Source organism: Methanohalophilus portucalensis (assembly GCF_002761295.1).
Lineage (GTDB): Archaea > Halobacteriota > Methanosarcinia > Methanosarcinales > Methanosarcinaceae > Methanohalophilus > Methanohalophilus portucalensis.
In genome coordinates this window covers 1,958,158-1,972,004 of record NZ_CP017881.1, presented here as the reverse complement: position 1 = coordinate 1,972,004, position 13,847 = coordinate 1,958,158, and the positions used below count along the sequence as shown (strand labels likewise).

The window sequence follows — 13,847 nt, the reverse complement described above, 5'->3', positions numbered from 1 at the left end:
AAAATGCTGGATGGTTTATCTGATATAAAAAATAAGATGGGTTCCTCTTCAGCCGAGGAAGTTGTTGCCTCCTATCTGGAAAAAATAGAAAAAAGTGACATTAATGCTTTCACCTGTATTGCAGAAGATGCTATTGATCAGGCTAAAAAAGTTGACTCTCTGAACATTGAAGGCCCTCTTGCAGGTGTGCCCATTGCAATCAAGGATAATATTTCCACCAAGGGATTATCCACAACATGCAGTTCTGCCATCCTTGATGGCTATGTGCCACCCTATGATGCTCATGTGATCGAAAGATTGCGAAAGGCCGGTGCAGTGATAATCGGTAAATCCAACATGGATGAGTTTGGTATGGGGACCTCCACTGAAACAAGTACATATGGCCCGACTCTTAATCCCTGGGATTCAGAAAGAGTAGCTGGTGGATCTTCGGGGGGTAGTGCTGCTGCTGTAGCTGCAGGGCAGGTTCCTGTCTCGCTGGGTTCGGATACAGGTGGATCGGTGCGCTGTCCGGCGGCCTTTTGTGGGGCTGTGGGCCTGAAACCGACTTACGGGGCAGTTTCCAGATACGGCCTTGTATCCTATGCCAATTCCCTGGAGCAAATCGGTCCACTGGCAAATCGTGTGGAAGATGTAGCAGCCCTGATGGACGTTATCGGCACATATGATAACCGGGATTCAACCTGTGTCAAACATAATGCTGGTTATACTGATGCCCTGCAGGATGATGTGGAAGGGTTAAAGATCGGAGTTCCTGCCGAATATTTCGGGGAAGGCATCGATGATAATGTACAGAAACTGGTATGGGATGCTATTGGCAAGTTTGAGGATATGGGAGCTGAGTACACGAAAGTTTCCATGCCAAACACACCCTATGCACTGGCAGCGTATTATATCATAGCAATGAGTGAAGCCTCCTCCAACCTTGCCCGTTTTGACGGCACTCGCTATGGTAATCGTTCAGAAGGGGAGAACTGGCATATGATGGCTTCAAAGACCCGGCAGGAAAAGTTTGGTGCAGAGGTAAAAAGACGTATCCTGCTTGGAACATATGCTCTTTCTGCGGGTTATCATGACAAATATTATCTAAAGGCCCTCAAGGTTCGCACTCTTGTAAAACAGGATTTTGAAAGAGCCTTTGAGGACGTGGATGTATTAATGGCACCCACAATGCCAACTCCTGCCTTCAAGATAGGGGAAAAAATGGATGATCCTCTCTCCCTGTATCTTTCGGATGTCAACACTGTCCCGATTAATCTTGCAGGTGTACCTTCCATATCAGTCCCTTGTGGTTTTTCCGAAGGTCTGCCTGTAGGACTGCAGGTAATTGGGAACTACTTTGATGAAGCTACTATTATCAAAGCAGCCCACTCTTTTGAGAAAAATACCGATCATCATACCAAATTGGCCGGAGAGGTGGTATAAATGGTATACGAAAACCCCGATGGTGTTATGATAGGCCTGGAGATACATGTCCAGCTCAACAAGCTTGCTACCAAGTTATTCTGTGGCTGTTCCACTGATTATCATACTTCAGAACCCAATACTCATGTATGTCCGGTATGTATGGGCCTTCCCGGTTGCCTGCCGGTGCTTAACAAAAGGGCTGTGGAATATGCTATCAGGATCGGACTGGCCCTAAACTGTGAGATTGTGGAACAAACCCAGTTCCATCGTAAGAATTACTACTATCCTGATCTTCCAAAAGGTTTCCAGACCACCCAGTATGATTACCCGATTGTCAGTGACGGCAGGGTGGTAATTGAAGGTGAGGACGGTGAACATGTCGTTCGTATCAGGCGCGCTCATATGGAGGAAGATCCGGGCAGACTGATGCACATGGGTTCCATTGAAAAGTCCAAGGGTACACTGATTGATTACAACCGCTCGGGCATGGCCCTGATTGAGATAGTTTCCGAGCCGGATATGCGCAGTCCACGGGAAGCCAGACGTTTCCTGGATAAGCTGCGTAACATCCTTGAGTATCTGGATGTCTTCGACAGTACCCTGGAGGGCTCGATGAGGGTGGATGCCAATATCTCTATTGGTGGCGGTGACCGAACAGAGGTTAAGAACATCTCTTCCCACAAAGGTGCCGAAAGGGCCCTGCTCTATGAGATCATGCGCCAGAAGAATATCAAACGCCGGGGAGAAAAGGTTGTTATGGAAACACGTCACTTTGACGAGGCTCGTGGGGTCACGATTTCCATGAGGACCAAGGAAGAAGAGCACGACTACCGTTATTTCCCCGAACCCGATCTGGTGCCCATGAGGGTTGGAAGCTGGGTTGAGGGTATCCTTGAAACCCTTCCCGAACTGCCTGATGCCAGGCGCAGCAGGTTCATTTCGGATTATGGAATGGTGGATACCCATGCCAAAGCACTTACATCTGACATCAGGGTGGCGGATTTCTATGAAGAGGTTGCCTCACAGGTAGATCCTGCCGCAGCAGCGGTATGGGTTTCCGATGTCCTCAAGGGAGAGCTCAATTACCGTGATCTCAACATAGCTTCCTTTACAGTAGAAGATATGGTAAAGATCATTGAGTTGGTACTCAGTGGTAAAATCACCGAAAAGGGAGCTGTGGAGATCATACGCAATATCCTTGATGAAGGCGGGTCCCCGATGGACATTGTAAAGGAGAAGGGCCTGCTGAAGGTAGAAGGCGATGTGGTCGACCAGGCTGTAGAGGAAGTTTTGAAAGAAAACCCTGATGCTCTGGAGGATTATTTTGCAGGTAAGGAAAAATCCCTGAACTTCCTTGTGGGTCAGGTAATGAAGAAAACACGTGGTCGTGCGGATGCCCGTTCAGTACGTGAGATGATGCTGGAGGAAATCGATAAGAATTATCGATGATTCCTCCCCAAAACAATTATATGTTTTGAGGGCTATTTAGCCAGCCCGATACTATTAATTTAATTACAATCATTACAAAGGTGAGAATATGGCAAGATTCCCCGAAGCTGAGGAACGTATACTTAATAAGAAGATCTGCATGAATTGCAATGCCCGTAACGCTGTAAGGGCTGTTAAATGCAGAAAGTGTGGTTACAAAAATCTCCGTGTAAAATCCAAGGAAGTAAAGAGAGGCTGATCTGTCTGATGCAGGTGGAAGAGTACCTCAATGACATCGTGAAGAGGGACGGTTGTGTCCATCTGACACTTATAGACCCCGCCTCCCAAAAACCCGAAAGAGCGGCAGAGATTGCAAAAGCTGCCGTTGAGGGAGGCACCGATGCTATAATGATTGGGGGTTCCACCGGAGCGATGGGTCAGGTTCTTGACCAGACCCTTCAGCTGATGAAAGAACAAATTGATGTGCCGACTATTCTTTTCCCCGGCGATTCCGCAGGTGTGAGCGCATATGCCGATGCTATTTTTTTCATGAGCCTGCTGAATTCCAGGGATATCAACTATATTGTTACCAACCAGGCGATGGGTGCACCTCTTGTACGCAAATTCGGCATTGAACCCATTCCAATGGCCTACCTGATAGTGGAACCAGGAGGCACGGTTGGGTGGGTAGGGGATGCACGTTTGCTCCCCCGTACAAAACCGGAGCTTGCTGCAGCCTATGCTCTTGCAGGATCCTATTTTGGAATGCGCTATGTTTATCTCGAGGCAGGTTCGGGTGCAGATGAACCGGTTCCAGTTGAAATGGTGGGTGCTGTGAAACATGCCATCGATAAAGGACATTTGATAGTAGGTGGAGGTATCCGTGACCGTAATGCTGCAGCTGCCTGTGCAAAGGCAGGGGCGGATATGATCGTGACAGGTACTGCCGTGGAAGATGCTGGCGATGTCCGCGCAAAGATTGCTGAATTCGTTTCTGCGATCAAAAGTTAAAAATGGATTTCCTTAATGAGGTGGGGAAATGCTTAAAGTAAAAGGTATTTCAAAAATTTACGATTCTCCCTGCGGGAAAAAACAGGTACTCGAGGACATCAGTTTTACCGTACAGAATGGCGAAATACTTGGCATTACAGGTAAAAGTGGTAGTGGCAAATCTACGCTACTGGAAATTCTGCGTGGAATTGAAACCTTTGACAGTGGAACGATTGAGATCGACGGAAAGGTTATAAATCCTGATATGGGGCAAACCGGTCAACGTTTTTTGATGAGCAATAGTGCCCTTCATCTTCAGCGCAACTTCAGCCTATGGTCCGGTAAAGCAGTTGAAAATATAATCCGCAGGCTTTATTATGCAAGGGAAGGTTACGAAGCCCTTCCGGATAACGATCACCCCCTTTATGATGAAATGTATGAAGAGGCAATGGCCTATCTGGGTATTGTGGGTTTGAAGGAAAAGGCCCTGCATTTTTCCGGAGCATTGAGTGGAGGAGAAAAACAACGTCTGATTCTTGCCCGCCAGCTTGCATCCCGGCCATCCGTGCTGCTTCTTGATGAGCCTGTCACAATGGCTGGTCCGGATTCCAAACAGCAAATACTGGACATAATTCTTCTTCTGAAAGAAAAACTCAACATTCCTATTCTGGTAGTATCCCATCTTCCTGAAATTTTGAGTTACCTTGCCGATGATATGCTCTGCATTGATGAAGGAAAAATTGTGGCATCAGGTGACTCTGGTGAAGTTCTGGATAAGTTCCTTCATGGAATTGCTGATAAAAAGCCTCTGGGTACTTTTTCAGAAGAGGTTTGTGTCAGGGCAGAAAATCTTGCCAAGCGTTATTCTCTCTGGAGAGTTGGGGAAGTTTTGGACCTGAAGAATATCTCTCTTTCTGTTAACAGGGGGGAGATACTGGGTTTGATAGGCCCTTCCGGAGGTGGGAAAACAACCCTGCTAAGGATGCTTGCCGGCCTTCTCGAACCTCAAAGCGGAAGGGTCCTTTATTCTCTTGAGGATAACTGGATTGATATTTCCCGTTTCAGCCCGCAAAGAATGGAAATGCGTCGCAGAATGAGTATCATGCATCAGGAATTTACGCTGTCCCCCCATTCCACAATAGGACAGCATATTGCCTTTAAACTCAGGCTCAAAAGACAGGGTGCGATAGAACACGCCCGCCAAAAAGCAGAGAAGCTGGGTATTTCTGAAAAGATGTTGGATACGATTTATCAGTTGCCAGATATGGCAGAGGCAGAAAAAGAACAATCCCTTTCAAAAATGGGACTGACGCCACAGGTCTACCTTGAATTATTCCCCGCCTGGCCGGAACTCGATGTGGCCAAATATGCAGAACCTGTATTTGATGCTCTGGATCTTTCTCCTGACATACTTCAAAAGAAACCTGCACAGATAAGTGGTGGGGAACATGTGAGGTCCTATATTGCAGTATCTCTTGCCACATCTCCGGATATACTCATGCTGGATGAACCTTTTGGAGATCTTGACCCGATTACTCTTAGAGATGTTACCAATTCTCTCAAGGAAATAAATCGCAGGTTTGGCACGACAATAGTTTTTGTCAGCCATCACATGGATTTTGTGAAAGAAGTTGCTCACAGGGCAGTTTTGTTATCTGGAGGTTCATTGGTTGAAGAAGGGGATGCCCGCCAAGTATGTGACAAATTCATAGAATCAACCGGTGTCACCTACATTGGAAAGGGAATTGAAGGGCTGCTTTCAAAGTGATTCTGATATTTATATGCGGATACAGTTTTCAGGCTGTGTGGTAATTCATTTTCCTGCTTATTTTCATTTTCTTTATATACGTTGAAAAACAATATACTCTTGGAGGTTTAATAAAATGTACGATCCTGTATATTATATGAAAAAATTTGGGCTTTTTACCGTGGGTTTGTATGCCCTGACCGAAGAGAAGATTAATGAATATGTTAAGGACCTCGTCGAGAGTGGGGAAATTAACAGGGAAGAAGGTAAAAAGTTCGTGACAGACTTGATTGAATCCAAGAGAAAGCAGCAGGAAGAGATGGAGGAAAAGATGTCCTCCCGGGTCAAGGAAGCTGTCAATAAATCTGATGTTGCAACCCAGGAACATGTAAAGAACCTGGAAGAAAAAATCGACCGTCTTGAAAAGATGCTTGCAAAATCTATGGGTGAGGATACATCCTCTGAAGAAAAAGGCAAGCATGAAAAAGATGATGAGTGGTCCTGATACCATTCATCCCTAATATCTCTTTTTTGATACCATGGTACCGGGTATTTCTCACAGATATTCAATGGTCAAGCGATACGGGCGTATTATAGATGTACTCGTATCTAACGGATTTGGTTACTTTGTGGATAAAATGGGCCTCTGGTCAATGGGGTCTGTTCGCAGCCGTGTGAAGGGTCGGTTTGGAAAGGAGAAGGAAACTGATACCCGGCCGGAAAGGGCACGTAAGGTACTTGAAGAACTGGGCCCCACCTATGTCAAATTCGGACAGTTACTCAGTATGCGGGAAGATCTGATTCCCCTGAAATACGCACAGGAATTTACAAAGCTTCAGAACGATGTCCCTCCTTTTCCCCTGGAAGATGTAAAAGCAGTACTCAAAACTGAACTTGGCAGGGATATACCTGAACTCTTTTCTGATTTTGATGAAAAGCCGGTCGCAGCTGCATCCATAGGTCAGGTCCATAAAGCACGCCTCCATAGTGGGGAAGAGGTGGTTGTAAAGATACAGAGACCCGGTATTCGCCGCATTATTGAGGCTGACCTGGATATCATGTACAGTCTTGCCGGATTTGCCCAGCAGCATATTGAGGAAATAAAACTCTATAATCCGGTAGCAGTTGTAGACGAACTGTCAAGGTCCATTCACTCGGAAATGGATTATACTCAGGAAGCAAGGAATATCGAACACTTCCTGTCCAACTTTGAAAACGATCCTGTTATTGTAATTCCCCGTGTATACAATGATTACAGCAGTGATCGCATCCTGACCCTCGAATATATTGAAGGGATAAAATGTAACAAATTTGAAAAGCTGGCAAATGAGAAGCTGGACCGGGAAAAAATTGCCACAGATGTTTCTGAAGCTTTTATGAAACAGGTTTTTGAACATGGTTTTTTCCATGCCGATCTCCATTCGGGCAACATATTTGCCCTGGAAGACGGAAGAATTGCCCTGCTGGATTTCGGGATGGCGGGCCATCTGTCCGAAGATATGCGTGGACTTTTGATAGATGCCCTCATAGCCATAACAAATGGGGACAGTACCCAATACATAGAGGTTATGCGTGATCTGGGAGTAGCTGATGAAAAACTGGATGTGCGTTCCTTTAAAGCGGATTATGATCATTTTCTTTTCAAGTATTATGGACGCACGCTGGATCAGGTGGACGCCACAGAGGTTTCCTCTGAAATGCTGTCTCTTTTGCGTAAACATCAGATACAGGTACCTCCAAATGTTGCCCTGCTTTTTAAAGGAGTAATGACTGTAAGTGGGTTTGCTATGCAAATGGTCCCGGATTTCAATGTAACTGAGATCGCCGAGCCCTATGCACGTAAATTCATGAAAAAACGCTTTTCTCCGCGTAATATTGCCAAAAATAGTTCCAAAAATCTCTGGTATGTAAGCAGGCTTCTCAGTCGTGCCCCGTTGCAGCTTTCACACATTCTCGAGGTTGCTGAAAAAGGCTACCTGAATCTTAAATTTGAACATGAAGGAACCGACCGTCTCCTTTCGGAAATAAGCGTTGCCTCCAACCGGCTTGCTTTCAGTCTTATTATTTCTGCTATTATAGTTGGTTCTTCCCTGGTTATACAAACCGGTATGGAGCCCCAGGTATGGGGTGTTCCGTTATTTGGTCTGCTTGGTTTCCTTGCTGCCGGGATTTTCGGTATGGGTCTGATTATATATATTATTAGGACTGGAAGTCTATAATATCACAATTTACATATTGCAAATATGCTAAATATAATGTCCATAAAAACGGAGGAATCCTATGACTGACCCCCAGATCGAAAGAAAACTTATCGAAATCATGCGTATTATCAATGAAAGTGACAGGCCTGTAGGTGCCCGTATCATTGCCGACGAATTACGCAACAGGGGTTACAATCTTGGTGAAAGGGCTGTACGCTATCACCTCAGAATACTGGACGAGCGTGGCTTTACCGAAAAACACGGCTATACAGGTCGCTCCATAACACTAAAAGGCAAGGAAGAACTGGAAGAGGCCCTTATTGGTGACAGGCTTGATTTTGTAATCACAAGGATTGAGGACCTGATCTATCGCACAGATTATGATCCCGTAACAAAGCAAGGGAATGTGATAGTAAACGTATCCTATGTGGACAAGGATGATTTTGAAAAAACTGCTGACTTGATGAGAAGTGCTGTTAATTACTCAATAAGTCCCAGGGTGGGAATATTTGAAGAAGATTCGGAGGATATATTTGTTCCACCGGGGAAAGTGGGGATTGCTACAGTCTGCAGTATTACTTTTGATGGAATCCTCCTGCGCCATGGCATTCCGGTCAAGCCTAATTTTGGAGGGATTCTTTCCGTGGAAAACAATGAACCAGTGGTTTTCAAAGACCTTATTTCGTACAGGGGGACATCTATAGATCCGATTAAGATTTTTTTGATGCGCCAATCCACATCAGTAACAGGATTGCTTCAGTCGGGTTCTGGTACCATACTGGCTAATATGCGTAGTATTCCACAATCTGCTGCTGGAGATGCCCGTCTTCTTTTCCAGCAATTGCATGAATCTGATATAGGCGGGTTGCTTGCTATAGATAACGAATCGGGTAATGTTCTGGGAGCACCTGTAGATATTGGCATGTCGGGGATTGTTGTTTCTGTAGGCGTAAACGCCCTGGCGGTTGTTGAAGAATACGGTATTGATGTAACTACCCGGCCGGTTTCAACGATTATGGATTATGGAACAATGAAAACCCTGTGAGATCATAGGTTTTCATTTTGTACTTATATCATAGGGTTTCAGGAATTGTCCTTCTACCTTATCCCGATGGAATGTATTGTAACTACAGAAAGGTATTATCCTTCCGTCCGGTGTGGCATAATGGATGCCACAGCGGCAAACTCTTTCCAGGTCAAAATTATAGAGGTCCTGGAAATGCATTGCTCCAACAAAAAGAGTTTTTCGGTGGAATTGACTGGTTACTTCCCGTCCCCCTTCCTTTATTATGTTAATCAGCATTTTTGTAACATTGATTGATTTGGGAGCCCTTTCCTGATCGACCAGTTTTGGGATTTCCCGGACTACCCTGGCAAGGTTGATAAGATTCCTGGCTTTTGTACCGTTGAGATCCTGTGTGGCATCATCAAGCAATTCGACGAATCCCTCAACATCAAGGAAATCTGTAATCGGTATAATCCTACCTTCCTCTACAAAAAGGTATGTTGCGGCCCCACAGTGCTGATGGACTGTGAATTCGGGAAGGTGTTTCCCCTGTATTCCTTCTATAAAACGCGAGATAGGTACAACAAAGGGTATTGGGTACCAGGCTGTTTCGGGCACCTCCCCTGAGGTCTGATCTGCAAGTCCCTTTATCAGGTCAGGAATGGTAAATCTTTGCTTTTCCCTGCTTTGCCTGTCGATTCTACCGGTGAATGCCACAGGCTGAAAGTTGATTCCTTTCACCACATCCAGCTTATCGGCGGCAAACCGAATGATTTCAGCAAGTTGATCATCATTTTCCCCTTTAACCAGAGTGGGTACGAGAACAATACTTTGGATGCCTGCTTCACGGCAATTATCTATTGCTTTTTCTTTTACAGGAAGGGCATTGAAATTACGTATCTTTTGGTAAGTTTCTTCTTTGACCCCATCAAAGGAGAGATATATTGTATGCAATCCCGCATTTTTCAGTTTTCGGACAAATTCAATATCTTTTGCTATTCTGACGCCGTTTGTAGCAATCTGAATCTGGACAAATCCCAGTTCTTTTGCCTTCTGGATCATGGCGGGCAGATCATCCCTGACAGTTGGTTCTCCGCCTGAGAATTGTATTGCCGGGCATGGAGTTGGTTTTTCTTCCCTCAGGGTTTTTAGCATCTCTTCTATCTGCTGGAAACTAGGTTCATAAATGAAGCCACGGGTTTTTGCATTGGCAAAACAGATTGGACAATTGAGGTTACAACGGTTTGTAACATCGATGTTTCCAAGAAGGGTTGTTGTTTTATGGGACGGGCAAAGTCCGCAATTCAAGGGACAACCCTCATCATCTGAAGTCAGCGGGTTTGAAACTCCATTTCCTTCATGGCGATATTTCTGGAATTTTCGGTACAGGCTGGTATCCGACCAGTAGACTTCTTCGAACTTGCCATGCTCCGGACATTCTTTTTCCATCAATACTCTGCCATTATTTTCAAATATACTGGCTTCTATGATTTTCTTACATTCCGGACAAACTGATTCAGTGCTATGCATATGCGTACCCTTCCCACCTGTGAACTTACGTTCTGCACCTGTTTATCAGGTGCCTGAAAAGGGAGGTATGCATTACCCCATCAGCAAACCTCCCTGAAAATTCACTTATTCTTCAAGTATTATTCTTGCTATGTCATCTCCCACATCGGAGGTTTTAGAGTTGCCTCCCATATCATAGGTTTTGACATTGTTTTCTATTATATTCTGTTCAATTGCAGAAACAATACTTGCACCAGCTTCGGTTTCTCCGAGTTGGTCTATCAGCATGGAACCGGCCCATATTGTGGCGATAGGGTTGACCTTGTTCTGTCCCTTGTACTTGGGTGCAGAACCGTGGATTGGTTCGAACATGCTGGTTCCTTCGGGATTGATGTTTCCACCGGGTGCAAGTCCCAGTCCTCCCTGTATCATTGCGCCCAAATCGGTGATTATATCCCCGAACATGTTTGGGGTCACAACTACATCAAACCAGTCGGGATTTTTGACAAACCACATGGTAATAGCATCAACATAGTTGAAATCTGTTTCAACATCGGGGTGTGTGGCAGCTACATCTTCAAATTCTTCTCTCCAGAATCCATAGATATCGGAGAGCACATTTGCCTTATCCACTGAAGCTACATGTTTGTCACGCTTTTCTGCAAGGTCAAAGGCATACTCGATAACCCTTCTGGTACCCTCTTTGGAGATCATTCCTATCTGATAGGCAATTTCCTCGCTGTCGGTTTCTATGTCAAGGTCAAATTTCGCGGAGTACAGGGAACGTGAGACCTCAAGCATTTCCTTGCTGGTCCCCTTCTTGGACCTTCCACCGATTCCGATATAGAAATCTTCAGTGTTTTCCCTTACCACTGTAAAGTCAATATCTTTAGGAGTTTTATCCTTTATAGGAGTCCATACTCCCTCGAGAAGTTTTATTGGACGTAGATTAATATACTGGTCAAAATAAAAACGTGCAGCAAGCAGGATACCTTTCTCGAGCACACCCGGAGCAATCCTAGGGTCTCCTATCGAACCCAGGTATATGGCGGAATAGTCGGACAGTTCCTTGAGCGTGTCCTCGCTCATAAGTTCCCCGGTTTCAAGGTAATGGTCAGCACCTTGCGGATAATTTATCCAGTCCACATCGAATCCGAATTTTTCTCCTGCGGCATCTATAACTTTCATTCCTTCTGCTACAATTTCCGGGCCGATGCCATCTCCGGGAATTACAGGCACTTTATATTGGGTCATTGTTAATTATCTCCGTTATTATTAAGATTAATCAATTATCTTTCGTGTGTACTCTATTAGTCCACCAGCATTTACAATCTCTCTTACAAAATCAGGGAGAGGAGTTGCCTGGTACTTTTCTCCTTTGGACAGGTTTTCGATTACACCGGTGGAAATATCCACTTTAAGTTTATCATTCTCATCTATATTGTCTGTATCAGCACATTCCAGTAATGGTACACCGATGTTGATTGCGTTTCTGAAAAAGATCCTTGCAAAGGATTTTGCAATAACGCATCCAACCTTTGTCCCTTTTAATGCCAGGGGTGCATGTTCTCTGGATGATCCGCAGCCAAAATTGCTTCCAGCAACGATTATGTCATTTTCCTTTACATTTTCTGCAAAATCTGATCTCACTCCTTCGAACGCATGCGCTGCAAGTTCTTCAGGGGTGTTTAGGACCAGAAATCTTCCCGGGATAACCGCGTCAGTATCCACGTCATCTCCGAATTTCCAAACTTTTCCTTCCATTCTATCACCGGCAAATCAAATCACTGGATGAGATGGCATCTTGTATCCAGAATTGTGCTAATAATACAAAATAATCATATAATAATCTCATCCTCGGATGGTATATTTTCCCACATTTCATCTGAAATAGCAATTTGTAACATCATGTATGATTATATCGGGTTTCCAATAGCAAACTATATCCGCTTACCTGCCAGATTCCAGATGATGGCAGCTTATAATAATAATCCCTTATGTGGCAAAAAACCCCTTCCTTTACGCAAAATAGTGCATATGTCGGGAGTGGCGGTTCCCTTTATCGCGGATATTTATGGCAGGGAATATGCCGCACTGGCACTTGCGGGTGCAACAATTATTTTTCTCATAATGGAAGCTATCAAACCGGCTGAAAAGATAAGGTATGTATATGGTCTTTTATGGAGGAGCAGGGAAAAGGAAGTGTTCGCACTGGACCCCCTTTTTTACATTCTGTCTTTCTTTGTCCTTATTGGTCTGAGTTATTTTGTAGATGCAGGTATATGTTATGCTTCCATGGTGGTCCTGGCTCTGGGTGATGGAGTAGCACCGCTGATTGGTCGTCTGGGAAGGTTGCGGCTGCCCGGCTCATTTAAGACAGTGGAGGGTACCATCGGAGGAATAATCCTGTCTTCTATAGTAGGATTTTATTTTGTTGGAGCGCTGGCTGTTATTGGTAGTGTGGCCGGTATGGTCACGGAATGTTCTATTTCCCGCCATGACAACCTTTTTATACCATTTGCTGCACTTGTGGCAATGCTTTTAGGAAATACACTTTTTTAAGACCAATTAGGAATTATTTTTAGATTATTTTTTAACAAAGCTGGATCCTATATCTTTAGATACAGGCGTTGTTAATCATTATTAGTTGTAATTAAATAGAAAATAGTATATAGTACAACAAAGCAACTTCTTTCCGTAGGGAATGGTTTTATCTAACTCATTTAGATTCTATTTCTGAGTCTATGCTGCTTTAAATTGATATAATACAGGTTGTTACAATGCACAAAGATGAACTGATCCAGTTGCATACTTTGATGGCCCAAATCAAAAGGTATCTGGAAGATCAGGGTGTAGAGCATGATTTTGAGGATTATAACTCCCTCTCCATAAGTCCTGTTCACATCCATCGAAGCAAAGCAGAACACAAGCATGCAATCTTTATCCTCGGTAATCATCTGGCATCCATCATATCAGAAGATGAGATATCCAGTGTGAGCAGGACCTCTATCAGGATGCAGGAATTTGCCGAGAGATCGGGACATGGGGTTTCACATAGTAATTGAAAGGAACTTAAGATATGACAGGCCAATTGTCTGTCAATAAATCTTCATGCAAACCTGCGGGACATAGATATTTCTTCATAATTATTCCGCACTCCCCATCGATGTAATAACCCGGTTCATACCAGCAGTCGATAAACCCCATGCGACTATAAAGACTCCTGGCTTTTTTATTGCTGGCACGAACTTCCAGGCGCACATATCTTACATTACGGTTGCGGAAATGTCTCTGTATTACCTGCAATAATGCCTGACCAATTCCCCTTTTCTGAAATTCTTTTTTAACGGCAAGGGAAAATATCCTCCCTTCCTGTTCACTACTGCGATATCCCATTACAAAACCAGTAATGTTTTTCCCGCTTTCAGCAACAAGAAAACCTTTTGGGTTCATTTCATAAAAATTCATGTAGGTGTAGGGGTCATGGTCTTCGAATGCCTCCATTTCAATCTGAAGCACTTCGGCAAAATCCCTTCCTTCGAATCTTCTAAACAGCAAT

At 44.4% G+C, this 13,847-nt stretch carries 14 protein-coding genes; 10 read left to right on the top strand and 4 right to left on the bottom strand.

What is annotated here, in order from left to right; all coding sequences use genetic code 11:
• The first annotated feature begins 3 nt into the window (after positions 1-3).
• From gatA to BKM01_RS10110, 8 genes are all read left to right on the top strand, one after another.
• On the top strand, positions 4-1,425 hold the full coding sequence (gene gatA / locus BKM01_RS10145; RefSeq protein ID WP_072361735.1) for an Asp-tRNA(Asn)/Glu-tRNA(Gln) amidotransferase subunit GatA: 1,422 nt from the start codon (positions 4-6) through the stop codon (positions 1,423-1,425).
• Positions 1,426-2,856: an Asp-tRNA(Asn)/Glu-tRNA(Gln) amidotransferase subunit GatB gene (gene gatB / locus BKM01_RS10140; protein WP_072361733.1), complete on the top strand. Its 1,431-nt coding sequence runs from the start codon at positions 1,426-1,428 to the stop codon at positions 2,854-2,856.
• Positions 2,857-2,944: 88 nt separating this feature from the next.
• Entirely contained in the window at positions 2,945-3,094 is a 150-nt protein-coding gene (locus BKM01_RS10135; protein ID WP_013038400.1) for a 50S ribosomal protein L40e, read from the top strand.
• A gap of 8 nt (positions 3,095-3,102) precedes the next feature.
• Positions 3,103-3,846, top strand: coding sequence for a geranylgeranylglyceryl/heptaprenylglyceryl phosphate synthase (locus BKM01_RS10130; protein ID WP_072361730.1), 744 nt, complete (start codon positions 3,103-3,105; stop codon positions 3,844-3,846).
• Positions 3,847-3,874: 28 nt separating this feature from the next.
• Entirely contained in the window at positions 3,875-5,593 is a 1,719-nt protein-coding gene (locus BKM01_RS10125; protein ID WP_072361727.1) for an ABC transporter ATP-binding protein, read from the top strand.
• A gap of 115 nt (positions 5,594-5,708) precedes the next feature.
• Positions 5,709-6,077 (top strand): phasin family protein, encoded by a 369-nt coding sequence (locus tag BKM01_RS10120; protein ID WP_072361722.1) that lies wholly within the window; start codon positions 5,709-5,711, stop codon positions 6,075-6,077.
• Between the two features lie 64 nt (positions 6,078-6,141).
• Entirely contained in the window at positions 6,142-7,791 is a 1,650-nt protein-coding gene (locus BKM01_RS10115; RefSeq protein ID WP_236953530.1) for an ABC1 kinase family protein, read from the top strand.
• Between the two features lie 61 nt (positions 7,792-7,852).
• On the top strand, positions 7,853-8,818 hold the full coding sequence (locus BKM01_RS10110; RefSeq protein WP_072361716.1) for a DUF128 domain-containing protein: 966 nt from the start codon (positions 7,853-7,855) through the stop codon (positions 8,816-8,818).
• A gap of 12 nt (positions 8,819-8,830) precedes the next feature.
• On the opposite strand, the gene tes is transcribed toward BKM01_RS10110, so the two are convergent.
• The 3 genes from tes to BKM01_RS10095 all read right to left on the bottom strand — a co-directional run bounded on the left by tes (position 8,831) and on the right by BKM01_RS10095 (position 12,052).
• A complete protein-coding gene (gene tes / locus BKM01_RS10105; RefSeq protein WP_072361713.1) occupies positions 8,831-10,309 on the bottom strand; it encodes a tetraether lipid synthase Tes in 1,479 nt (492 codons plus the stop codon).
• Between the two features lie 105 nt (positions 10,310-10,414).
• Positions 10,415-11,542, bottom strand: a complete 1,128-nt coding sequence (locus BKM01_RS10100) for an isocitrate/isopropylmalate dehydrogenase family protein (protein WP_072361710.1) — start codon at positions 11,540-11,542, stop codon at positions 10,415-10,417.
• Positions 11,543-11,569: 27 nt separating this feature from the next.
• Positions 11,570-12,052 (bottom strand): 3-isopropylmalate dehydratase small subunit, encoded by a 483-nt coding sequence (locus tag BKM01_RS10095; protein WP_072361707.1) that lies wholly within the window; start codon positions 12,050-12,052, stop codon positions 11,570-11,572.
• 204 nt (positions 12,053-12,256) lie between these two features.
• On the opposite strand from BKM01_RS10095, the gene BKM01_RS10090 reads away from it, so the two are divergent.
• On the top strand, positions 12,257-12,850 hold the full coding sequence (locus BKM01_RS10090) for a diacylglycerol/polyprenol kinase family protein (protein WP_148039279.1): 594 nt from the start codon (positions 12,257-12,259) through the stop codon (positions 12,848-12,850).
• 218 nt (positions 12,851-13,068) lie between these two features.
• On the top strand, positions 13,069-13,353 hold the full coding sequence (locus BKM01_RS10085; protein ID WP_072361699.1) for a UPF0058 family protein: 285 nt from the start codon (positions 13,069-13,071) through the stop codon (positions 13,351-13,353).
• 7 nt (positions 13,354-13,360) lie between these two features.
• On the opposite strand, the gene rimI is transcribed toward BKM01_RS10085, so the two are convergent.
• On the bottom strand, positions 13,361-13,846 hold the full coding sequence (gene rimI / locus BKM01_RS10080; protein ID WP_072361696.1) for a ribosomal protein S18-alanine N-acetyltransferase: 486 nt from the start codon (positions 13,844-13,846) through the stop codon (positions 13,361-13,363).
• Position 13,847: the final 1 nt, after the last annotated feature.